Genomic DNA, 22,455 nt, shown 5'->3' on the forward strand with positions numbered 1-22,455 from the left:
TGTTCAAGTCCAGTCGATCACTCTGGCCGGTGACCTCACCTTGCAGAGCATCACGGCGTTGTGCATCGGTGTTCCGGGGTCCTCGAGGCGATCGCCATGGCCTCGTCCAGGCTGGTGGCCACCGCATCCCAGGGCAGCGTCGATCCGGCGTGGTGGCAGTGGTAGAGTGCGTCGCCATCGATCTCGACACGATGGATGTCGTTGCCTAGAGCGTCCTGCCACCAGTCGGCATGGACGTGTTGCCAGCGGGATGCGAGCGGGGTGGCAATGGCGATTGTCATGACGGCTGTCTCTCTTCAAGTATCTTGCAGGGGCGCTGGCTCAGGATGCTTGACAGTATGTGCGGGTGAGGGTCTTGTCGGCCGTGCCAGCGGGAGCGGAAACCGAGTCTGGGGCTACACGATTGCCCACACTCCCAGGCTAGTATAAAAACAGTGTTTGTAAACGCTGTTTCCTAACTATTGACTCTAGGTGCTGTGGCTATGAGATCGGCGAGAATAGCCGTGAACCACAGCAATGCCCGAGATACAGGAGGCGGTACATGCCCTTATCGTTATGGCTCTCCCTGGCGGCGGTCTGCGCCATGGGCGCCATGTCGCCCGGCCCGAGTCTCGCCACGGTGCTGCGCCATACCCTGGGCGGCGGGCGCATGCCGGGCATCTCGGCAGCGCTCGCCCATGCCCTGGGCGTGGGCCTCTATGCGCTGCTGACGGTCTGGGGGCTGGGCGCGGTGATCGTGCGTCTGCCGACGCTGTTCCAGGTGATCACCTGGGCCGGGGCCGCCTACCTGGCGTGGCTCGGCCTGCAGGCGCTGCGCGCCGGCCGTGCGGGCGCCCTGGAGGCCGCGGGCCGCGCCACCAGCCGCCGCCAGGCCGCCCGCGAGGGCATGCTGGTGGCGCTGGCCAATCCCAAGCTGATCCTCTTCTTCATCGCGCTGCTCAGCCAGTTCGTCACCCCGGGGATGAGCCTCGGCGCCAAGGCGCTGGTGGTGGGCACGGCGATGGTCATCGATGCCGGCTGGTACGTGCTGGTGGCGGTGGGCCTCTCGCACTCGCGGGTGCTGCCCTGGCTGCAGGCCCGCGCCCACTGGCTCAATCGCCTGACCGGGGTGCTGCTGCTGGCGCTGGCGCTGCGGGTGGTGGCGGGGCCGCTCGGCTGATGGCGGTACCGGCCCCATCGTTTGAGCGTATCGAGTGAGCGCATCGAGTGAGCCAGCCGGCTCAGTCGCTCGATGGAATCCCAACGTTGATTGGCATGATGCTCCCCGAGCCGGTGAGTCAGGCGTTTTGCTGATAGGCTGAGAACGAGTCTTCTGGCCGGAATCATCCTGGATGAACGATCTGACAATGCAGGCCTCACGGCTGGTGGTGGTGCTCGAGGAGGATCCCGATGCCGCCGCCACGCTCTCCCTGCAGCTGCGTACTCTGGGCATGGAATCGCGCTACTGTCGCCAGGGCCAGCACCTGATCGGCGAGGTCGTGGCGCGCCGTCCGCACCTGGTCATCATGGCCCTCGAGTTCGGCCAGCATGACGGCTTCGCCATGCTGCGCCGCCTCGCCGAGAGCGGCTACCGCGGCCGGGTGCTGCTGCTCAGCGGGGTGGAGCGCAAGATCGTGCGCATCGCCGAGCGGCTGGGCCAGGCGCTGGGGCTTTCGATGCTGCCTTCGCTTGGCAAGCCGATGCGCCTCGCCGACCTGCGCCAGCGCCTCGAGGACCGGGTCGCGGACGGCGAACCCGATGCCCTCCAGCCGTGTCGCCTCGAGGAGCTGGACCGCGCCTTCGCCCGACAGGAGATCACCCTCCACTACCAGCCCCAGTTCGACCTCTCCACCGGTCGCCTGAGCGGCGTCGAGGCGCTGGTGCGCTGGGCCCACCCGGTGGCGGGCCTGCTGGTGCCCGGGCGCTTTCTGCCGCTGCTGACTCCCGACCAGAACCGCCACCTGACCCGCCGCGTGCTGCAGCTGGCCCTCGAGGACGCCCATCGCTGGCGCCAGGCCGGGCTCTCGCTGTCGCTGTCGGTCAACGTCACCGCCGACGACCTGATGTGCCCGGAGCTGCTGGCGCTGGTCAGCGAGGGGCGCCGCACCCTGGGCGACGCGCCGGTGGTGCTGGAGATCACCGAGACCGCGGCCATGGAGGACGAGCTGCTCGGCGGCGAGGTCGCGGCCCGGCTGCACCTGAGCGGCCTGGAGGTCTCGGTGGATGACTTCGGGGTGGGCTTCTCGTCCCTGGCGCGGCTGCAGCTGCTGCCGATCAGCGAGCTCAAGGTCGACCGCAGCTTCGTCAGCCGCCTGCTCGAGGATCCCCAGGACGCCGCCATCGTCGAGGCGGTGGCGCTGCTCGGGCGCCGGCTGGGCATCCGGGTGGTGGCCGAGGGGATCGAGGATCTCGCCTGCCTGCCGACCCTGGAGCGCTTCGGCTGTACCCACGCCCAGGGCTTCGGCCTGGGGCGGCCGATGCCCGCCGCGGATATCCTGGCGCTGGCCGGCGCTCAGTCGCCGATCCGCGCCAGCAGCGCCGCCAGCGGGGCGTCGCCCGGCAGCACGCCGTAGGCCGGGCCGGCCTCGCCCCCCAGCCGCGAGCGGCAGAAGGTCTCGGCCACCGCCGGCGGGCCGTGGCGCAGCAGCAGCGCCCCCTGCAGGCACTGGGCGAGGCGCTGGGCCAGCCAGCGGGCGCGGGGCTCCAGCGTCGCCGGCGCCGCGCCGAGCTCGGCTTCGAGGCCCGACCAGGCGCGGTCGAGATCAGTCTGGCGGCCGCGCGCCGCGTTCACCTCCTCGCGCACGGCCGCGAGAGATGCCGGATGACGCGCCAGCACGCGCAGCAGGTCCAGGCAGATCACGTTGCCCGAGCCCTCCCAGATCGAGTTGACCGGCGCCTCGCGGTAGAGCCGGGCGAGCGGCGTCTCCTCCACGTAGCCGATGCCGCCCAGGCACTCCATGGCCTCGGCCATGAAGGCGGGGGTGCGCTTGTTGTGCCAGTACTTGGCGAGGGTCGGCAGCAGCCGCGCCAGGGCGGCTTCGCTCGTCTCGCCGCGGGCCGCGCCGTCGAAGGCCCGGGCGGCGCGCAGCGAAAGCGCCAGGCCGGCCTCCACCTCCATGGCCATGTCGGCCAGCAGTACCCGCATCAGCGGCTGCTCGGCCAGGGCGCGGCCGAAGGCGTGACGCTCGCGCACGTGCCGCCAGGCCTCCACCAGGGCCTGGCGCATCATGCCCACCGGGGCCGTGGCGGCATCGAGCCGGGTCTGCTGGACCATCGCCAGGATGGTGGCGATGCCGCGCCCGGGCTCGCCGATCGCCTCGGCCCAGGCGCCGCGGTACTCGATCTCCGCCGAGGCGTTGGCGCGGTTGCCGCACTTCTCCTTGAGGCGCTGCAGCTCGATGGCGTTGCGCTCGCCGTCCGGGGTGAAGCGCGGCACCAGAAAGCACGAGAGGCCCTCGTCGGTCTGGGCCAGCGTCAGGAAGGCATCGGACATCGGGGCGCTGCAGAACCACTTGTGGCCGGTCAGCCGCCAGCCGTCGCCGCTCAGGCGCTCGGCCCGCGTGGTGTTGGTGCGCACGTCGCTGCCGCCCTGCTTCTCGGTCATCGCCATGCCGATGGTCAGGCCGTGCTTCTCGCTGGCCGGCCGGACGCGGGGATCGTAGTCCCAGGCGAGCAGGCCCGGGGCCCAGCGGGCCTCGACGGCGGACGCCTGGCGCAGCGCCGGGAGGGCGGCGTGGGTCATGGTGATCGGGCAGCAGAACCCGGGCTCGGCCTGGGTCAGCAGGTAGAGGGCGGCGACGTGGGCCTGGTGGCCGCCGCGACCCTCCTCCTGCCAGGCCACGGCGTGCCAGCCGTGGTCGATGGCGAGATGCATCAGGGCGTGATAGGCGGGGTGGTAGTGCACCTCGTCGAGCCGCCGGCCGTGTCGGTCGAACAGGCGCAGCTCCGGCGGATGGCGGTTGGCGGCCTCGCCCAGCGCCTGGACCTCGGTGCTGCCGGCCTCGCGGCCCAGGGGCGCGAGGCGTCGGGTCACCCAGGCCGGCGCCTCCCGGGCCAGCGCCTCGCCGAGCGGGGCGTCCTCGGCAAGCAGGTCGCGGGCGCCCGGCGGGGCGGGCTGGTTGGTCACCACGTGGGTCGCGAGGCGGGTGCGGGCGGCGGTGTCGGGCATGGTCGAGCTCCGCGAGGGGCCTCCCCTGAGCATGGTCGGCGCGCCGTGGCCGGTCAACGCGTGGCGTGACGCTTCGGCCGCGACTGGTTAGGCTGAAGGCAACTTCATCGGAGTCCCCCATGACCGCCCAACCCTCCCCGGCCGACGCGCCGCCCGAGCCCGTCATCGCCGACGAGCAGATCCAGCTGGTGGATACCCGCAACCGCCCCTGCGGCAGTGCGCCCCGGGCCGCCATGCGGCGCTTTCGCTTCTGGCACCGGGCCACCTACATCGTGGTGCACAACGCCCGCGGCGAGCTCTGCGTGCAGCGCCGCACCCTGACCAAGGAGGTCTTCCCGGGCGGCCTGGACCTGGCCGCCGGCGGGGTGGTCGGGGCCGGCGAGGCGGTCCACGTGGCGGCGCGCCGGGAGCTTGCCGAGGAGCTCGGCATCCGCGGCGTACCGCTGCGCCACGCCCTGGAGTTCGTGCATGCCGAGCGCGGCAACCACATCTTCGGCAGCGTTTTCCTGGTCCAGCACGACGGGCCGCTGATCCTGCAGGCCGAGGAGGTGGCCGACGCCTTCTGGCTGTCGCCCGATGCGGCCCTGGCCCTGGAGGGTGTCACCCCGGACACCCGCCAGGCGGTGGAGGCGCTGCGGGCCGCCGGCGAGCTGGAGAGTGGCGATGAACCGCCCCGCGCAGCTCGATGACCTGGACGCGCTGCTCGCCGCCCTCGAGGGGGTGGTGCTCGGCAAGCCCCGGGAGGTGCGCCTGGCCCTCTGCTGCCTGCTGGCCCGCGGCCACCTGCTGATCGAGGACCTGCCGGGCCTGGGCAAGACCACCCTGGCCCAGGCCCTGGCGCGGGTCACCGGGCTCGAGATGCAGCGCCTGCAGTTCACCAGCGACCTGCTGCCCGCCGACGTGCTCGGCGTCTCGGTCTTCGATCCGCGCGAGGGGCGTTTCCGCTTCCATCCGGGGCCGATCTTCCACGGCCTGGTGCTCGCCGACGAGATCAACCGCGCCACCCCCAAGGCCCAGAGCGCGCTGCTCGAGGCGATGGAGGAGGGGCGGGTGAGCGTGGAGGGCGAGACCCGCGCGCTGCCGGACCCCTTCTTCGTCATCGCGACCCAGAACCCCCAGGAGCAGGCCGGCACCTTCGTCCTGCCGGAGTCGCAGCTCGACCGTTTCCTGATGCGCCTCTCGCTGGGCTACCCGGACCCGCGGGCCGAGCGGGAGATCCTGCGCGGCCAGGCCGGTCGGGTGCGGCTCGCCTCACTGCCGGCGCTGCTCGACGCAGAGCGGCTGCGGGCCTGGCAGGCGCGGCTGGACGGCATCCACGTGGCCGAGGCGCTGCTCGACTACGTGCAGGCGCTGGCCGCGGCCAGCCGCGAGCATGCCGAGCCCGCCTGGGGGCTCTCCACCCGTGGCGTGCTGGCCCTGTTGCAGGCGGCGCGGGGCTGGGCGCTGCTCGAGGGGCGCGACCACGTGCTGCCCGAGGACGTCCAGGCGGTCTGGGTCCCGGTGGCGGGCCATCGGCTCAGCAACGGGCCGCGGGAGGAGGGCGAGGCCCTGGCGCGCCACCTGCTGAGCCGCGTGTCGGTGATGGGGTGAGCGTGGCGGCCGGGGTGGCGCCCCCTGCGTCCCGCCGCGAGCGGCTGCGCCGCTGGTGGCGGGGGCGCCTGGCCACCCCGATCGACGCGCCGCTGCCCCAGCGGCGGCTGTTCCTGATTCCCACCCGCTTCGGCCTGGGCTGGGCGACCCTGGTGGTCGTGCTGCTGCTGTTCGGCATCAACTACCAGAACAACCTGGCCTACGCCCTGGCCTTCTGGCTGTTCGCCATCGCCGTGGTGGCGCTGCTGCGCGGCTGGCTCAACCTGCTGGGCGTCACCCCCGCGCTGCGCCTGCCCCGGGAGGCCTTCGCCGGCGGCGAGGCGTGCCTTGGCGTGGTGCTGCGGACCCGCCGCCCGCGCTCGGCCCTCGAGTTGCACTGCGCGGGTGCCGACGCCTGGCTGGAGATCGCCGACGGCGTCGGCGAGGCCGAGCTGCGGCTGCCGACGCCCACCCGCGGCCGGCTCGCGCTGCCCTGGCTGCGCCTCGAGACCCGCTGGCCGCTGGGCCTGGTGCGGGTGGTGGCCTGGGTGAGCCACGACGCCGAGCTGCTGGTCTGGCCCCGCCCGCTCGAGGAGGAGGCGCCGGCGGCGCGCCGGGGGAGCGCGGATGAGGCGGCCGGCGACTTCGCCGGGCTGCGCCGCTTCCAGCCCGGCGACAGCCCCGGCCAGGTGGCCTGGAAGCAGTGGAGCCGCAGCGGGGTGCTCGCCACCAAGCAGTTCAGCGCGCCGCCCCGCCGCGAGCGCTGGCTCGACTTCGACGCCTGTCACGGCGATCCGGAACGGCGCCTCTCGCTGCTCTGCGCCCGGGTGCTCGCCCACCATCGCGCCGGGGAGCGCTTCGGGCTGCGGCTGCCGGGCCTGACATTGGCGCCGGGGGAGGGCGACGGCCATCGCCGCCGGGCGCTGGATGCCCTGGCGCGCTTCGGGCCGCCGGCGGGGGAGGCGGCGCGGTGAGCACGCCTCGCCCGGCCGTGAGCCCGCTCGCCGAGGAGCGGCGCCTGGAGCGCGGCCTGCTGCGTGAGCTCTTCATCGGCCAGTGCCTGGTGCTGGCGCTGCACCTGGCCTGGATGCCCGCCTGGCTGGCGGCGCTGGCCCTGGCGGTGGCCGGCTATCGTGGCTGGCAGTGGCGTCGCGGCCTGCCCCGGGTCGGCGTGGTGACGCGGCTCGCCGCCGTGGGGGGGCTGGTGCTGGCGCTGCGCTGGGAGTACGGCACCCTCGGCAGCATAGACGGCCTGATCGGTCTGCTGCTCGGGGTCTACCTGCTCAAGCTGCTCGAGACCCAGGATCGCCGCGACGCCCGGGTGGTGGTGATGATCGGCCTGATCGCCACTGTCGTCGCCTTCCTCCACGACCAGGGCGTGCCGATGGCCGCCGGGGCGCTGCTGGCGCTCGCCTGGCTGCTGCAGTCGCTGGTGCGGCTCGCCGGCGGCCGCGACCGTCGCCAGGCGTGGCGCGAGGCGGCCTGGCTGCTGGCGCTCTCGGCGCCGCTGATGGCGCTGCTGTTCGTTGCCTTTCCGCGCCTGGGGCCGCTGTGGAGCATGCCGCGGCTGGACCGCGCCGCCACCGGGCTCTCCGACTCGATTGCCCCGGGCGATATCGCCGAGCTCTCGCGCAGCGCCGACCGCGCCTTCCGCGCCCGCTTCGAGGGTCCCGAGCCCGCCCCGGACGAGCGCTACTGGCGGGTCTATACGCTCTCGTACTTCGACGGCGTCCGCTGGTCGCGGGCGTCGCCCGAGCAGCTGGCCGCGACCCTGGAGCGCCCCGTCGAGGTCTTCGTCGGGGCGGGCACGCGCTCGCCCTGGCAGGCGCCGGCGGCCGCGCGCTTTCGCGCCGAGCTGCTGCTGGAGCCCGACAGCCGCCCCTGGCGCCCCTCCCTGGGCGCGCCGCTCGCCACCGGCCGGGCCCAGCGCTACCTGGGCGACGGTACCCTGGAGGGGCTCGCCGCGTTGAGCTCGCGCGCACTGCTGCGCGTGGACAGCAGCGGCGCGGCGCCGGCCTATGCCGATCCCGCCGGGGCGCGCTGGCACCGCCTGCTGCCGGTGGACGCCAACCCGCGCACCCGGGCGCTGGTCGAGCGACTCTGGCGCGACAGCGGCGGCGACCCGGACGCCTATCTCGCGGCGATGATGGCGCGCTTCGGCGAGGCCCCCTACCGCTACACGCTCTCGCCGCCGCGGCTAGGAGGCACGGATCGCGTCGACGCCTTCCTGTTCGACACCCGGGCCGGCTACTGCAGCCACTACGCCTCGGCGGCCGCCGTGATGGCGCGCATGGCGGGCATTCCGGCGCGAGTGGTGGCGGGCTTCCTGGGCGGCGAGCGCCATCCCGATGGCCATTACACGGTGCGCGACTACGATGCCCACGCCTGGGTGGAGGTGTGGCGGGAGGGCGGCTGGCAGCGCCTGGACCCCACGGCGGTGATCGCCCCGGAGCGCATCGAGCAGGGTCCCCAGGCGGTCGAGGAGGGGGCCGAGGCCTTCCTGGCCGACGCCCGCTTCTCGGCGCTGCGCCTGCGCGAGCTGGGCTGGGCGAACCGGCTGCGGCTGGACTGGGAGCGGCTGGAGTATCGCTGGCAGCGCGGGGTGATCGGCTATCAGCGCGAGTCGCGACGCTCGCTGCTGGCGCGGCTGGCGGAGGGCTGGCGTGCGCTCTGGACGCGGCTGGAGGCGTGGCTGCCGGGACAAGGCGCCTTGGCCACGACCCTGGGCCTGGCGGCCGTGCTGCTGATGGCGGCGGGTGTGGCGCTGCTGGCGCGCCTGGGCGTGGGGCGATGGCGGCGCCAGCGGGACGAGCGGCGCCTGGTCGGCGCCCTGCAGGCCTGGCTGGCCCGTCGCGGGCTGGCCGCGGTGCCCGGGGAGTCGCCCGCCGCCCACCTGCGGCGCATCGCCCCCGAGGCCGGCCCGGCGGGCCGGGCCCTCAACGACTGCGCCCACGACCTCGAGCGGCTCGCCTATGCCCCCCTCGAGGCGCCCGAGCGGGCCGCGCGGCGGCGCCGGTTGTCGCGGCGGGTGGCCGAGGTGCGCCGCCGCCTGCCGAGGCCTCGGCGAGGCGGATAGGGGCGGGGCTGGCGCCCGGGAAACCGGCATGGCATCGTAGGAGGCTCAACGAGCGAGCCCGATTGATGACCATTCACGACCACGAATGCCGCACCCAGAGCGGCCAGCCCTTCAACCTCCGTGCCCTGCGGGGTCAGGTGCTGCTGATCGTCAACGTGGCCAGCCAGTGCGGCTTCACCTCCCAGCTGCGCGACCTCGAGCACCTCTACGTGCGCTACCGCGACCGCGGCTTTACCGTGCTGGCCTTCCCCTGCAACCAGTTCGCGCGCCAGTCGCCGGAGTCGGCACTGGACTTCAGCCGCTTCGCCGAGCAGGAGTTCGGCGTCTCCTTCCCGCTGATGGAGAAGGTGCGGGTCAACGGCAACGGCGCCCATCCCCTCTTCGTCGAGCTCAAGCGCCAGGCGCCGGGGGTGCTGGGCACCGGCATGATCAAGTGGAACTTCACCAAGTTCCTGGTCGGCCGCGACGGCCGGGTGATCCGCCGCTTCTCACCGCGCGACGGCGAGACGGAGCTGCGCGAGGCGCTGGAGAAGGCGCTGGACGAGCCCTGATTTCGGTACGGGCTCAGGGGGCCTCGCCGCGCTCGACCATCAGCCGTCCGATCAGCTCGTTCCAGCGATGGCGAGTCATCATGGTGGTCAGTCCCGAGAACAGCGCCCAGCTCTTGCGGCGCCACCCCTTCAGCCGCAGGTTGTGGGAGACCAGCTGCTGCATCAGCCGGTAGTCGTCGAAGGAGCGCCACTCGCCGGCCACCGAGAGCTGGTGGCGGGCCATCACCGGGGCAAGCTCCAGGCGGAAGATCCACTCCAGGTCGCGCACGCTCAGCGCGTGGCGCTCGATCTCGGCGATCATGCGCGCGTAGTCGGTCTCGCGGGGCTCGCGTTCCAGCCACAGCGGGGCCAGCGCGAGCCACAGCTCGCCGCGCTCGTCGACCAGGGTCTGCGCATCCATCCACTCTCTCCTGCCAGGTTTGCCGCTCGGGCCACGCTGGCATCCTGCACCAGCCGGGCGGTGGCCTCAAGGGCGGACAGCCGGCGCCCTTGCCGCTAGAATGTGGCCCACTCCGGCACGCCGCAGGCGTGCGTGCCACTCATTCGAGCCCGGCGGCCGTCTCTGGCCGTCGGGTCCGCCAGCAAAAACGAGGTCTGTCGTGATCATCAAGCCCAAGGTTCGCGGTTTCATCTGCACCACCACCCATCCCGTCGGCTGCGAGCAGAACGTGCTCGAGCAGATCGAGGCGACCCGCGCGCGCGGCCTGGACAAGGCCCAGGGCCCGAAGAAGGTGCTGGTGATCGGTGCCTCCAGCGGCTATGGCCTGGCGGCGCGAGTCACCGCGGCCTTCGGCTATGGCGCCGACACCCTGGGCGTGTTCTTCGAGAAGCCGGGCACCGAGAAGAAGCCCGGCACCGCCGGCTGGTACAACAGCGCGGCCTTCGACAAGTTCGCCAAGCAGGAAGGCCTCTACAGCAAGTCGATCAACGGCGACGCCTTCAGCCACGAGGCTCGCGAGAAGGCCATCGAGCTGATCCAGCAGGACATGGGCCAGGTGGACCTGGTGGTCTACTCGCTGGCCTCGCCGGTGCGCAAGCTGCCCGATAGCGGCGAGCTCAAGCGCTCCAGCCTCAAGCCGATCGGCGAGACCTACCGCGCCACCGCCATCGACACCAACAAGGATGCCATCATCGAGGCCGAGGTCGAGCCCGCCACCGAGCAGGAGATCGAGGACACCAAGGCGGTGATGGGCGGCGAGGACTGGGAGCTGTGGATCGAGGCCCTGGATCGTGCCGGCGTGCTGGCCCCGGGCGCGCGCAGCGTGGCCTTCAGCTACATCGGCACCGAGATCACCTGGCCGATCTACTGGCACGGGGCGCTGGGCAAGGCCAAGGAGGACCTGGATCGCGCCGCCGGCGAGATCGACCGGCGCCTCTCCGCCACCGGTGGAAGTGCCAACGTCGCGGTGCTCAAGTCGGTGGTCACCCAGGCCAGTGCCGCCATCCCGGTCATGCCGCTCTACATCGCCATGGTCTACCGGGTGATGAAGGAGAAGGGCCTGCACGAGGGCACCATCGACCAGCTCAACCGCCTGTTCGGTGAGCGCCTGTACGGCGGCAGTGCCGAGACCGACGAGGCCGGCCGCCTGCGCCTGGACGACTGGGAGCTGCGCGACGACGTGCAGCAGGCCTGCAAGGACCTGTGGCCCCAGGTGACCACCGAGAACCTCTTCGAGATCACCGACTACGCCGGCTACAAGCGCGACTTCCTCAAGCTGTTCGGCTTCGAGCGCGACGACGTCGACTACGACGCCGATGTGAACCCGGTGGCCGACTTCGATGTCGTGAACCTGTAGGACCCGCGTTTGCGAGAGGTGGGCAGGGCGCGGGATCGGTTCCAAAGCGAAGGAGGCGTGCCATGGACACCCGCGACGACAGCAAGACGCCGGAAGAGGAACTCAAGCATCTCAAGGAAGTGAGCCAGCCCGAGGACTACGAGCATCCCGAGCCGGACGTGGAGCAGCCCGAGGCCAAGACCCCGCCCGGCGGGCTCCACCGCGTGCTGCCCCTCGTCATCGTGATCCTCGGGCTCGCCGTGGCGGCCATGCTGCTGCTCAGCGGCAACGGCCCCTAGTCCCTCTCGCCCCGTCCCGCCGGCGGGGCTGTGGATCCCGCCCGGCCTTGGGTAAGATAGGGGGCTTTCCCCGTGCCTGCCGGCGCCGACCCAAGGCCTGATCCGCATGCCCGACTCCGTTTCAACCCCTCGCCTGACGTCGCTGACCCGCCACGTCGGCGTGGTGGTGCTGCCCGGCTTCTCCCTGCTGGCCGAGGCCTGCGCCACCGAGCCGCTGTTCGTGGCCAACCGGCTGGAAGGGCGTCCGCTCTATCGGCTCACCACCTTCGCCACCACGGCGGGCCCCGTGGCGAGCGCCTCCCAGCAGGCGCTGATGCCCCAGGCGGCCCTCGGCGAGGTGGATGACCCCCTCGACCTGCTGCTGGTGTGCGCTCCCGGGCCGCTCGCCGGCCGCGTCCCCGAGGCCCTGGTCGACTGGCTCGGCCGGCTCGCCGGCGCGGGGGTAGTGCTGGGCGGCATCGGCGGCGGCACCGAGGTGCTGGCCCGGGCCGGGGTACTCGACGGCTACCGGGCCACGCTGCCCTGGCAGCGCTTCGACGCCGTCGCCAACGACTTCCCCCAGGTGCGCCTCTCGCGCCAGCTCTTCGAGATCGACCGCGATCGCCTGACCTGCGGCGGCGGCACCGCCGCCATGGACATGATGATGACCCTGGTCGGCAGCCAGCACGGCCCGCGGCTCGCCGAGCGCATCTCCGAGCACTTCGTGCTGGAGCGCATCCGCATGGGCGACGAGCCCCAGCAGATGCCGCTGCGCTCGCGGCTCGGCCATGCCCCCGAGAGCCTCTCCGAGGCGGTGGCGCTGATGGAGGCCAACATCGAGGAGCCGCTCACCACCCACGAGCTGGCCGAGCACCTGGGCATCTCGCGGCGCCAGCTCGAGCGGCTCTTCAAGAAGTACCTGCAGGCGGTGCCGAGCCGCTACTACCTGGACCTGCGCCTGCAGCGGGCGCGGCGCCTGCTGCGCGAGAGCGACCATCCCGCCGGGGAGATCGCCCTGCTCACCGGCTTCTCCTCGGCGGCCCACTTCTCCACGGCCTACCGCAACCACTTCGGCATGACGCCCCGCGAGGAACGCCTGGCCTGACCTGTCCTGCCATGGAGGCACCATGCGCGCGCTGCGCCCCCACCTCTGCCTGCTGCTGGTGGTGATGATCTTTTCCGGCAACATCCTGGTCGGCAAGGCCCTGGCGGGCCTGCCGCCCTTCACCATCTCGCTCGGCCGGGTGGCCATCGCGCTGCTCGTCGTGCTGCCGCTGGGCTGGAAAGAGGCGCGCCGCGACTGGCCGCGGCTCCGGCGCCACTGGCGTCCGCTGCTTGGCCTCGCCCTCACCGGGGTGACCTTCTTCCACGCGCTGATCTACGCGGCGCTGACCTTCACCTCGCCGACCAACGTCGCCATCCTCGAGAGCCTGATTCCGGTGGCGACCCTGCTCGCCAGCGCACTGCTGCTGGGCGAGCGCTTCCGTCCCCTGCAGTGGCTCGGCGTGGCGCTCTCCCTGGTCGGCGCCGTGGTGGTGATCAGCGCCGGGGAGGGGGCCGCGCTGGCGCCCGGCGGGCTCAATCCCGGCGATCTGATCATGGGGCTGGCGGTGCTGGTCTGGGTGGGCTATTCGCTGCTGATCAAGCGGCACATGGCGCGCTTCCCGCGCTACGGCGGGCTTCTGGTGATGCTCGCCATCGCCAACCTGACGCTCTTGCCCATCGCCCTCTGGGAGGGGGCCTGGCAGCTGGTGCCGCGCCTCTCCGCCGCCGAGTGGGCGGGGCTTGGCTATCTCGGCCTCTTCCCCTCGGTGGTGGCGCTGCTGCTCTACGGCAGCGCGCTGGGCGAGCTCGGGCCGACCCGCGCCGCGATCTACCTGAACCTGCTGCCGGTCTTCACCATGCTGGGGGCCTGGTGGTGGCTCGGCGACACCATCCTCGCGGTGCAGGTGGTCGGCAGCCTGGTGGTGATCGGCGGCTTCTGGTGCACCCTGGCGCCGCCGCGGCGGGCCTGCGCCCCCGGCCGCTCGCGCTGATCAGCCCGGGCGGGCCAGCAGGGCGCGGAACAGCGAGCCCATCATCACCGGGGTGTCCTGCTCGATGACGAAGCCGGCGCCCTCCAGCAGCGGCCGGGCCTGGCGGGTGATGTCGGTGGCGATGGCCGAGGTGAGGGCGTTGAGGCCGCGGCGGGGCAGGCTCGCCCGGCGCGCGTCGGCCTGGAACTTGTCCATCACGCAGAGCTGGCCCTCCTCCTTCAGGACCCGGCGGGCCTCGACCAGGCCCCGCTCGGGGTCCGGCATCACCGCGAGTATCAGGTGCATCACCACCACGTCGAAGTGCCCGTCGGGATAGTCGAGCCGTTCGGCGTCCATCACCTCGGCCTGGACGTCGCGACCGAGCCCCTCGGCGCGGCGCGCCAGGCGCCGCACCATGGCCGGCGCCAGGTCGGTGGCGTGCAGCTCGATGTCGCGGGGCAGCCAGGGCAGGTCGAGCCCGGTGCCGGCGCCGACCAGCAGCACCCGCATGCCGGGGCGCCAGTCCACCTGGGCGAGGGCCCGGCGGCGCGCCTCGCGAAAGGCGCGCTCGGCCACCAGGTCGTAGACGGGCGCGTAGAGTCCATAGCGGACCCGGTTCCAGGCCGTGGTGTTGAACATGAGGGGCTCCCGGCGGATGAGTTCCTTCAGCCTACCCCATCCGCCGCCGAGCCGGGCAAGGGCAAAGGGGCTGGGAAACGGGAGAGGGGGGAAAGGGAGAGCGACAGGCGGTCGCGATAAGGCGTTGTCGGCGTAGTCGAATTTGCTAAAATCGCCGCCGCTTCAGCCGTGCAGCACGTCATGGCAGGGCGCGGCGAGAGCCACGACGACGGCTGAACCCTCCTCGCCCCTCGCGTCACCGCCACATGTCACGGGGCGAGCGCGTCGAGACGATTCATCGACGTGCCGCGCTGTCACCCTGCGTCCCTGTACCGGCGCTTCCTCCCGCCTTCGGGTATCACCGACACCAAGTAAAAAAAGGATTCTCCAGATGGAACACATGGGCTTCGTCTCGCTCATTCCGCCCCTGCTGGCCATCGTGCTCGCGGTACTGTTCAGAAACGTCATCATCTCGCTGTTCGTCGGCATCTTCACCGGGCTGATGATCCTCTCCGGCGGCAATCCCATCGCGGCGACGACCGGCACGATCCGTGACTACCTCTCCCCCCAGCTCACCGACAGCTACAACGCCGCCGTGATCGTGCTGCTGCTCTTCATCGGCGGCTTCGTGTCGCTGGTCGAGCACTCCGGCGGCGGTGCGGCGCTGGCCCGGCGCACCATGCACCTGATCGATACCCGGGTGAAGACCCAGGTCTCGGCCTGGCTCGGCGGGCTGATCATCTTCTTCTCGGACATGGGCACGCCGCTGATCGTGGGGCCCGTCTTCGAGAAGCTCTTCGACAAGGTCAAGGTGTCGCGGGAGAAGCTGGCCTGGGTCCTCGACTCCACCGCCTCGCCGGTGGCGATCATGATTCCCTTCATCGGCTGGGGGGTCTACGTCATGGGCCTGATCCGTGAGGAGTTCCAGCGGCTCGGCATCGACGCCTCCGAGTTCACCACCTTCGTCCAGGCGATCCCCTTCCAGTTCTACGCCATCCTGACCGTGCTGGCGGTGCCGGTGGTCGCCCTGGCGGGCATCGACTTCGGCGCGATGCGCCGCGCCGATCGCCGCGTGCGCGACACCGGGGCGCTCAGCTGGCCCGAGTCCAAGCCGCTGCGCAAGCTCGAGCCGCAGGCGGATGCCGGGGCGGGTGAGAGCCACCCGATGCTGATCTGGCTGCCGCTGCTGGTGCTCTTCGTCACCCTGTTCGGCCTGCTGGTCTCCTACGGCTTCCCGTTCGAGTCCGTGCCCGGCAGCGACTTCCGGGTCGCCCTGAGCACCGGCTACCTGTTCGCCGCGGTGGTGCTGATCGGCCTGATGATCCGCTTCAAGGTGAAGCGCCTCGGCGAGATCTTCGACACCTACATCGCCGGCATGCAGAAGATGGTCAACGTGGTGCTGATCCTGGTGCTGGCCTGGGCGCTGGGCTCCCTTCTCGGCGAGATGGGCACGGCCCGCTACATCGTCGAGCTGATGGAGGGCAGCGTGCCGGCCTTCATCGTCCCGGCGATCATCTTCCTCTCCGCGGCGGTGATGTCCTTCGCCACGGGCAGCTCCTGGGGCACCTTCGCGATCATGCTGCCGCTGGCGATCCCCATGGCCCTCGGCCTCGATGCGCCGATGGTGGTCAGCATCGGCGCCGTGCTCTCCGGCGGCATCTTCGGCGACCACTGCTCGCCGATCTCCGACTCGACGATCCTCGCCTCCACCGGCGCCGGCTGCGATCACATCGACCACGTGCGCACCCAGCTGCCCTACTCGCTGACCAACGCGGCCATCGCGCTGGTCTCGTTCGTCGTCGCCGGCATCACCGAGAGCGGCCTGACGGTGCTGGCGAGCGTGGCGCTCATGCTCGCCACCTTCGCCGTGCTCTCCCGGCGCCAGCAGCGCCAGGCGGCGCTCGCCCAGGGCCACTGAGACCGCCGTCGGGGCGGGCGACAGGGCCCGCCCCGGCGCGCGAACGTGCGCCATTCCCCCCGCCGGGGCCGTGTCGGCCCCGGCTGCCTTTTACACAACTCCCCGTCCCATTGCTGAAAGCCCCCCGTCGCGGCGCTCCCTATACTCGAGGTATTCCAAGAATCCCTCATTCCGACCATGGAGAGCGACATGAGCCAGACCCCGACCCGCGCCGACTTCGACCAGTACATGGTGCCCAACTACGCCCCCCAGAAGGCGATCCCGGTGCGCGGCGAGGGGAGTCGCCTGTGGGACCAGGAGGGCAAGGAGTACATCGACTTCGCCGGCGGCATCGCCGTCAACGCCCTGGGCCACTGCCACCCGGTGCTGGTCGACGCCCTCACCGAGCAGGCCCACAAGCTCTGGCACCTGGCCAACGTCTACACCAACGAGCCGGCCCTGAAGCTCGCCCAGGCGCTCGTCGAGCGCACCTTCGCCGACAAGGTGTTCCTCTGCTCCTCCGGCGGCGAGGCCAACGAGGCGGCGCTCAAGCTGGCGCGTCGCTGGGCCTACAACGAGCACGGCGAGCACAAGGACAAGATCATCTCCTTCCGCCAGTCGTTCCACGGCCGCACCTTCTTCACCGTCAGCGTCGGCGGCCAGCCCAAGTATTCCCAGGGCTTCGGGCCGATCCCCGGCGGCATCCTGCACGCCGAGTTCAATGACCTCGAGGCGGTGCGCGAGCTGATGGGCGACGACACCTGCGCGGTGATGGTCGAGCCGATGCAGGGCGAGGGCGGCATCGTGCCGGCCACCCAGGCCTTCCTCGAGGGGCTGCGCGCGCTGTGCGACGAGCACCAGGCGCTGCTGATCTTCGACGAGGTGCAGACCGGCGTCGGCCGCAGCGGCTCGCTCTACGCCTACATGGAGTACGGCGTGACCCCGGACATCCTGACCAGCGCCAAGTCGCTGGGCGGCGGCTTCCCGGTGGGCGCCATGCTGACCACCGACGCCATCGCCCCGGCCATGGCCATCGGCACCCACGGCTCCACCTACGGCGGCAACGCCCTGGCCTCCGCCGTGGCGCTGGCCGCCGTCGAGTACATCGACACCCCCGAGGTGCTCGAGGGCGTCAAGCACCGTCATGACCTCTTCCGCGAGCACCTCGAGGCGATCAACCGCAAGTACGGCGTGTTCAAGGAGATCCGCGGCATGGGCATGCTGATGGGCGCCCAGATGTCCGACGAGTACGAGGGGCGTGCCAAGGAGATCCTGCCGCTGGCCATCGAGGAGGGCGTCATGGCGCTGATCGCAGGGCCCAACGTGCTGCGCATGGCGCCGTCGCTGGTGATTCCCGAGGAGGACATCGCCGAGGGCATGGCACGCCTCGAGCGGGCGGTGGCGCGGCTGGTGGCGGCGCAGTGAGGCAACGCTCCGCCATGCGCGACGATCCATCCCCCATCGGAGATCCTGCCATGCTGGTCATTCGTCCCGTTCGCCCGGCGGACCTGCCGTCCATGGAGCGGCTGGCCGGCAGCGCCACGCCGCGGCTGACCAACCTGCCGGCCCATCGTGACCGCCTCGAGGAGCGCATCGCGCGCTCCCAGCGCGCCTTCGCCGGCGACATCGAGGCCCCCGGCGACGAGCACTACATCTTCGTGCTCGAGGACCTGGAGCGCGGCGAGGTGGCCGGCACCGCCACCATCCGCGCCCAGGCCGGCGCCCGCGAGGCCTACTACACCTATCGCCAGGAGACGCTGATCCACGCCTCCCAGCAGCTCGACGTGCGGCGCGAGGTGCCGACCCTGGCGCTCTCCCACGAGGTCTCCGAGGCGACCCTGCTCTGCGCGCTGTCGCTGGATGCCCGCTACAAGGGCACCAGCGCCGAGAGCCTGCTGCGCCGGGCGCGGCTGATGTTCATCAGCCAGTACCCCGAGCGCTTCGCCGACCTGCTCGCCATGGCCTTCCCGGGCTACCTGGACGGGGAGGGCGAGTCGCCGTTCTGGAACAGCGTGGGTCGCCACTTCTTCGTGCGCGACTACCAGGAGATCAACTACTTCGCCGGGGTCCGCTCGAAGAGCTTCGTCGCCGAGGTGATGCCGCAGTTCCCGCTCTACCTGGCGCTGCTCACGCCCCAGGCCCGCGCCGCCATCGGCCGCGAGCATCCCGACCATGAGTCGGCGATGAACGAGATGCTGGCCGAGGGCTTTTTGCGCAGCCGCCACGTGGACATCTTCGATGCCGGCCCGGTGATCAAGGGCGAGCGCGAGCGCCTGGCGAGCTTCCGCCGCGCCGCCTGGCATCCGGTGCGCATCCGCCCGGCCCACGCCCTGCCCGACGCCGAGCCGGCGATGATCGCCAACCAGCGGCTGGCGGACTTCCGCTGCGTGGTGGCGCGCTATGCGCTGTCGCCCACCGGCCAGCTGATGCTCTCGCCCGAGCACGCCGAACTCCTGGGCGTGGAGGAGGGGCGCGCCGTGCTGGCCGCCCCCCTGGCGCTGCCGGGCGCGGACGCCGACGAACCGGGCTACGACGAGGGAGAGCTGTAATGCGCATGAGACCGATCGTCGAGACCGACATCGACGAACTCCAGGCCCTGGCCCGGGAGACCGGCGTGGGCTTCACCTCGCTGCCCGACAACCGCGAGTTCCTGGCCGCGCGGATCGCCTCGACGGTGAGCGCCTTCGAGGAGCGCACCCCGGTGGACCAGCGGCTCTACTTCTTCGTGCTGGAGGACGAGGAGACCGGCAAGCTGGCCGGCTGCTGCGCCATCGAGGGCCAGGTGGGACGCGAGACGCCGTTCTACCACTACCGCCTGGGCACCCTGGCGCACTCCTCGGTGCAGCTCGACCTGCACCGCACCATCGACACCCTCTTCCTGAGCTCCGACCACACCGGCGACGCCGAGGTGGCCTCGCTGTTCCTGCGCCCCGAGTACCGCGGCGGCGAGCATCGCCACCAGCGCAACGGGGCGATGCTGTCGATGATGCGCTGGCTCTTCATGGCCGAGTTCCGTGACCGCTTCCCCGAGAAGGTGCTGGCCGAGATGCGTGGCGTCTTCGACGAGCGCGGCCGCAGCCCCTTCTGGGAGTGCCTGGGCAGCAACTTCTTCCCGCTGGAGTTCAACGAGGCGGACAAGCTCACCGGGCTCGGCCAGAAGAGCTTCATCGGCGAGCTGATGCCCAAGTTCCCGATCTACACCCCGTTCCTCTCCGAGGAGGCGCGCGCCTGCATCGGCCAGGTCCACGAACACACCCGTCCGGCGCTGGCCATGCTCAAGAAGCAGGGACTGCGCTGGGAGGGCTACATCGACATCTTCGACGGCGGCCCCACCGTCGAGGCCTACATCGACGACGTGCGCGGCGTGCGGCTGTCGCGGCGCTGCCGGGTGGAGGTGAAGGCCGGCACCCTCGAGACGACGTCGCGCCCGCGCTGGCTGGCGGCCACCACCGCCATGGCCGGCTTCCGGGCCGCCTGGCTGGGCCGCGGCCCGGACGAGCAGGGCGTGGTGACCCTCGACGAGGCCGAGGCGCGCCGGCTGGAGGTCGCCTCCGGCGACACCCTGCGCATACTGGATACCGAGGAGGAGGCGTGATGAAGGCAACAGAACAGCTGCTGATCGGCGGCACCTGGCAGGCGGGACGCGGCGAGGCGTTCGCCAAGCGCGATCCGGTCTCCGACGAGCGTCTCTGGGAGGGCCAGGCGGCCGACGAGGCCCAGGTGGACGCCGCCGTGGCGGCCGCCCGCGAGGCCTTCCCGGCCTGGGCCCGCACCCCCTTTGCCGAGCGCCAGGCGCTGGTCGAGCGCTTCCGCGAGGTGCTCGAGACGCATCGCGAGGACCTCGCCGCGACCATCGCCCACGAGACCGGCAAGCCCCTCTGGGAGGCGCGCACCGAGATCGGCGCGATGATCGGCAAGGTGGCGATCTCCCTGCGCGCCTATCAGGAGCGCACCGGCGAGCGCAGCCGCGACGTGGGCGACGCCACCGCCGTGCTGCGCCACCGCCCCCACGGCGTGATGGCGGTGTTCGGCCCCTACAACTTCCCCGGCCACCTGCCCAACGGCCACATGGTCCCGGCGCTGCTGGCCGGCAACAGCGTGGTCTTCAAGCCCAGCGAGCAGACCCCGCTGACCGCCGACCTCACCCTGCAGTGCTGGCAGGAGGCGGGGCTGCCCGACGGGGTGATCAACCTCGTCCAGGGCGCGGCCGCCACGGGCCAGGCGCTCTCGGCGCACCCCGGCATCGACGGCCTGCTGTTCACCGGCAGTGCCCGGGTGGGCGGCATCCTGCATCGCCAGTTCGCCGACCAGTTCGACAAGATCCTGGCCCTGGAGCTCGGCGGCAACAACCCGCTGGTGGTCAAGGACGTGCCCGACCAGGAGGCCGCGGTGCTGACCATCCTGCAGTCGGCCTTCCTCTCCGGCGGCCAGCGCTGCACCTGTGCCCGGCGGCTGATCGTGCCCGAGGGCCAGGTGGGCGATCACCTGCTCGACGCCCTCAGTGACGCCATCTCGCGGCTTCGGGTGGCCGGCCAGTTCAGCGAGCCGGCGCCCTTCTATGCGGGCCTTGCCAACGTGGCGGCGGCCGACGGCCTGCTCGCGGCCCAGGAGGACCTGGAGGCGCGCGGCGGCACGGTGCTCTCGCGCATGGAGCGCCTGGAGGCCGGCACCAGCCTGCTCAGCCCCGCGCTGATCGACGTCACCGGCCTCGAGGTGCCCGACGAGGAGCACTTCGGCCCGCTGCTCAAGGTCTATCGCTATCGCGACTGGGACGAGGCCCTGCGCCTGGCCAACGACACCCGCTACGGCCTCTCGGCGGGGCTGATCGGCGGCGAGCGCGGCGACTGGGACGACTTCCTGCTGCGCATCCGCGCCGGCATCGTCAACTGGAACCGCCAGACCACTGGCGCCTCCGGCGACGCGCCCTTCGGCGGCGTGGGCGCGAGCGGCAACCATCGCCCCAGCGCCTACTATGCGGCCGACTACTGCGCCTATCCGGTGGCCTCCATGGAGAGCGAGGCGCTGGTCCTGCCCGAGACGCTGCCGCCGGGGGTGACACTATGAGCGACGGGATGAACGACCTCGGCGAGCAGCCGGTCGCGGACGTGCGCGAGGTCAACTTCGACGGCCTGGTCGGCCCGACCCACAACTACTCCGGCCTGGCCCTGGGCAACCTGGCCTCCATGACCCACCAGGGGCTGGTGGCCAATCCCAAGGAGGCCGCCCTGCAGGGCCTGGGCAAGATGAAGTCGCTGATGGACGCCGGCTATGCCCAGGGCGTGCTGCCGCCGCAGCAGCGCCCCGACCTGGGGGCACTGCGCCGCCTGGGCTTCCAGGGCAGCGATGCCCAGGTGCTGGCCCGGGCGGCCGGCGAGGCGCCGCAGCTGCTGCGCGCGGTCTGCTCGGCCTCGAGCATGTGGACCGCCAACGCGGCGACCGTGACGCCCTCGGCCGACGCCCCGGACGGCCGGGTGCACTTCACGCCGGCCAACCTGCAGTCGAGCTTTCACCGCTACCTGGAGCCGGACACCACCGGCCGGGTGCTGGCCTCGCTCTTCCGCGACGCGCGCCACTTCGCCCACCATCCGACCCTGCCGGGAACGCCGGCCTTCTCCGACGAGGGCGCGGCCAACCACACCCGGCTGTGCGGCGAGTACGGCGAGCCCGGCGTGCACCTGTTCGTCTACGGTCGGGCGGCCTTCGGCTGGGGCACCGGGGAGGGCGTGGCGCCGCGTCGCTACCCGGCGCGCCAGACCCTGGAGGCGAGCCAAGCCATCGCCCGCCAGCACGGCCTGTCGGAATCCCAGGTGGTGTTCGCCCAGCAGCATCCCGAGGCGATCGATGCCGGGGTCTTCCACAACGACGTGATCGCGGTGGGCAACGGCCCGGTGCTGCTCTATCACGAGCGGGCCTTCCTCGACGAGGAGGGCACCCTGGAGGCGCTGCGCGCGAAGATGGCCACGCCGCTAATCCCGGTGCGGGTGCCGGAGGCGGCGGTGAGCCTCGAGGACGCCGTGGCCTCGTATCTGTTCAACTCGCAGCTGCTCACCAACCCCGACGGCACCATGACCCTGGTGGTGCCTGGCGAGTGCCAGGAGCGCGAGAGCGTGTGGCGCGCCATCCAGGATCACCTGCTGGCCGGCCACAACCCCATCGCCGAGGTGGTGGTCAAGGACGTCAAGCAGAGCATGCGCAACGGCGGCGGACCGGCCTGCCTGCGCCTGCGGGTGGTGCTCTCGGCCGCCGAGCGGGCCGCGCTCTCCGGCCGGGTGCTGCTGGACGACGGCCTGCACGGCGATCTCACCGCCTGGGTCGAGCGCCACTATCGGGACCGCCTGGCCCCGGAGGACCTGGCCGACCCGCAGCTCGCCGCCGAGACCCTCACCGCCCTGGACGAGCTGACGCGGCTGCTCTCGCTGGGTGCCGTCTATCCCTTCCAGCGCGGCTGAGGCCGTCGCGGGCAGCCGCAGAGCGGGCCCGCCCCGGGACGGGGCGGGCCCTCTCCTGTAGGATCCTCATTCATACTAGG

At 71.9% G+C, this 22,455-nt stretch carries 21 protein-coding genes; 17 read left to right on the forward strand and 4 right to left on the reverse strand.

The window, feature by feature from the left end; translation table 11 throughout:
- Window positions 1-50: 50 nt before the first annotated feature.
- Entirely contained in the window at window positions 51-281 is a 231-nt protein-coding gene (locus C9F13_RS06680) for a hypothetical protein (RefSeq protein WP_108445464.1), read from the reverse strand.
- A 260-nt stretch (window positions 282-541) separates the two neighbouring features.
- Between C9F13_RS06680 and C9F13_RS06685 the strand changes: the two genes are divergently transcribed.
- Together C9F13_RS06685 and C9F13_RS06690 are read left to right on the forward strand one after the other, a co-directional pair.
- On the forward strand, window positions 542-1,159 hold the full coding sequence (locus tag C9F13_RS06685) for a LysE family translocator (RefSeq protein ID WP_108445465.1): 618 nt from the start codon (window positions 542-544) through the stop codon (window positions 1,157-1,159).
- Between the two features lie 172 nt (window positions 1,160-1,331).
- Window positions 1,332-2,552 carry an EAL domain-containing response regulator gene (locus C9F13_RS06690; RefSeq protein ID WP_108445466.1) on the forward strand — a complete coding sequence of 407 codons (1,221 nt, stop codon included), beginning with the start codon at window positions 1,332-1,334 and terminating at the stop codon, window positions 2,550-2,552.
- On the opposite strand, the gene C9F13_RS06695 is transcribed toward C9F13_RS06690, so the two are convergent.
- Window positions 2,492-4,147: an acyl-CoA dehydrogenase family protein gene (locus C9F13_RS06695; protein WP_108445467.1), complete on the reverse strand. Its 1,656-nt coding sequence runs from the start codon at window positions 4,145-4,147 to the stop codon at window positions 2,492-2,494. The two genes, C9F13_RS06690 and C9F13_RS06695, sit on opposite strands and share 61 nt — an antisense overlap.
- A 119-nt stretch (window positions 4,148-4,266) precedes the next feature.
- Here C9F13_RS06695 and C9F13_RS06700 point away from each other — a divergent pair, with 119 nt between their 5' ends.
- The 5 genes from C9F13_RS06700 (at window position 4,267) to C9F13_RS06720 (ending at window position 9,343) form a co-directional block, all read left to right on the forward strand.
- Complete coding sequence (locus C9F13_RS06700; protein WP_108445468.1) at window positions 4,267-4,836, forward strand: NUDIX hydrolase; 570 nt, start codon at window positions 4,267-4,269, stop codon at window positions 4,834-4,836.
- A complete protein-coding gene (locus tag C9F13_RS06705; protein ID WP_108445469.1) occupies window positions 4,811-5,737 on the forward strand; it encodes an AAA family ATPase in 927 nt (308 codons plus the stop codon). The genes C9F13_RS06700 and C9F13_RS06705 overlap by 26 nt, the downstream gene beginning before the upstream one ends.
- On the forward strand, window positions 5,734-6,690 hold the full coding sequence (locus tag C9F13_RS06710; RefSeq protein WP_157955178.1) for a DUF58 domain-containing protein: 957 nt from the start codon (window positions 5,734-5,736) through the stop codon (window positions 6,688-6,690). The genes C9F13_RS06705 and C9F13_RS06710 overlap by 4 nt, the downstream gene beginning before the upstream one ends.
- The gene (locus tag C9F13_RS06715; protein WP_108445471.1) at window positions 6,687-8,792 is read left to right on the forward strand and encodes a transglutaminase TgpA family protein; all 2,106 of its coding nucleotides are present in this window, start codon (window positions 6,687-6,689) and stop codon (window positions 8,790-8,792) included. Before C9F13_RS06710 ends, C9F13_RS06715 begins: the two co-directional genes overlap by 4 nt.
- Before the next feature lie 65 nt (window positions 8,793-8,857).
- Window positions 8,858-9,343 carry a glutathione peroxidase gene (locus C9F13_RS06720; RefSeq protein WP_108445472.1) on the forward strand — a complete coding sequence of 162 codons (486 nt, stop codon included), beginning with the start codon at window positions 8,858-8,860 and terminating at the stop codon, window positions 9,341-9,343.
- A gap of 13 nt (window positions 9,344-9,356) precedes the next feature.
- Here the strand turns inward: C9F13_RS06720 and C9F13_RS06725 are convergent, their stop codons facing one another.
- Complete coding sequence (locus C9F13_RS06725; RefSeq protein WP_108445473.1) at window positions 9,357-9,743, reverse strand: DUF7079 family protein; 387 nt, start codon at window positions 9,741-9,743, stop codon at window positions 9,357-9,359.
- 199 nt (window positions 9,744-9,942) lie between these two features.
- Between C9F13_RS06725 and fabV the strand changes: the two genes are divergently transcribed.
- The 4 genes from fabV (at window position 9,943) to C9F13_RS06745 (ending at window position 13,432) form a co-directional block, all read left to right on the forward strand.
- On the forward strand, window positions 9,943-11,139 hold the full coding sequence (fabV, locus tag C9F13_RS06730) for an enoyl-ACP reductase FabV (RefSeq protein WP_108445474.1): 1,197 nt from the start codon (window positions 9,943-9,945) through the stop codon (window positions 11,137-11,139).
- Window positions 11,140-11,201: 62 nt separating this feature from the next.
- Window positions 11,202-11,417, forward strand: coding sequence for a hypothetical protein (locus C9F13_RS06735; RefSeq protein WP_108445475.1), 216 nt, complete (start codon window positions 11,202-11,204; stop codon window positions 11,415-11,417).
- A 106-nt stretch (window positions 11,418-11,523) separates the two neighbouring features.
- Entirely contained in the window at window positions 11,524-12,501 is a 978-nt protein-coding gene (locus tag C9F13_RS06740) for a GlxA family transcriptional regulator (RefSeq protein ID WP_211310920.1), read from the forward strand.
- Between the two features lie 22 nt (window positions 12,502-12,523).
- Complete coding sequence (locus C9F13_RS06745) at window positions 12,524-13,432, forward strand: DMT family transporter (protein ID WP_108445476.1); 909 nt, start codon at window positions 12,524-12,526, stop codon at window positions 13,430-13,432.
- Here the strand turns inward: C9F13_RS06745 and C9F13_RS06750 are convergent, their stop codons facing one another.
- Window positions 13,433-14,050 carry a class I SAM-dependent methyltransferase gene (locus C9F13_RS06750; RefSeq protein ID WP_108445478.1) on the reverse strand — a complete coding sequence of 206 codons (618 nt, stop codon included), beginning with the start codon at window positions 14,048-14,050 and terminating at the stop codon, window positions 13,433-13,435.
- Window positions 14,051-14,420: 370 nt separating this feature from the next.
- Between C9F13_RS06750 and C9F13_RS06755 the strand changes: the two genes are divergently transcribed.
- From C9F13_RS06755 to astB, 6 genes are all read left to right on the forward strand, one after another.
- Window positions 14,421-15,947 (forward strand): Na+/H+ antiporter NhaC family protein, encoded by a 1,527-nt coding sequence (locus C9F13_RS06755; protein WP_108445480.1) that lies wholly within the window; start codon window positions 14,421-14,423, stop codon window positions 15,945-15,947.
- Between the two features lie 189 nt (window positions 15,948-16,136).
- Window positions 16,137-17,351, forward strand: coding sequence for an aspartate aminotransferase family protein (locus tag C9F13_RS06760; protein WP_108445481.1), 1,215 nt, complete (start codon window positions 16,137-16,139; stop codon window positions 17,349-17,351).
- A 50-nt stretch (window positions 17,352-17,401) separates the two neighbouring features.
- On the forward strand, window positions 17,402-18,475 hold the full coding sequence (locus C9F13_RS06765; RefSeq protein WP_108445482.1) for an arginine N-succinyltransferase: 1,074 nt from the start codon (window positions 17,402-17,404) through the stop codon (window positions 18,473-18,475).
- Window positions 18,475-19,521 carry an arginine N-succinyltransferase gene (gene astA, locus C9F13_RS06770; protein ID WP_108445483.1) on the forward strand — a complete coding sequence of 349 codons (1,047 nt, stop codon included), beginning with the start codon at window positions 18,475-18,477 and terminating at the stop codon, window positions 19,519-19,521. The genes C9F13_RS06765 and astA overlap by 1 nt, the downstream gene beginning before the upstream one ends.
- Window positions 19,521-20,990, forward strand: coding sequence for a succinylglutamate-semialdehyde dehydrogenase (gene astD / locus C9F13_RS06775; RefSeq protein ID WP_108445485.1), 1,470 nt, complete (start codon window positions 19,521-19,523; stop codon window positions 20,988-20,990). Before astA ends, astD begins: the two co-directional genes overlap by 1 nt.
- Window positions 20,987-22,375, forward strand: a complete 1,389-nt coding sequence (astB, locus tag C9F13_RS06780) for an N-succinylarginine dihydrolase (RefSeq protein WP_245888719.1) — start codon at window positions 20,987-20,989, stop codon at window positions 22,373-22,375. Before astD ends, astB begins: the two co-directional genes overlap by 4 nt.
- Window positions 22,376-22,455: the final 80 nt, after the last annotated feature.

This window comes from Halomonas denitrificans (assembly GCF_003056305.1).
Lineage (GTDB): Bacteria > Pseudomonadota > Gammaproteobacteria > Pseudomonadales > Halomonadaceae > Halomonas > Halomonas denitrificans.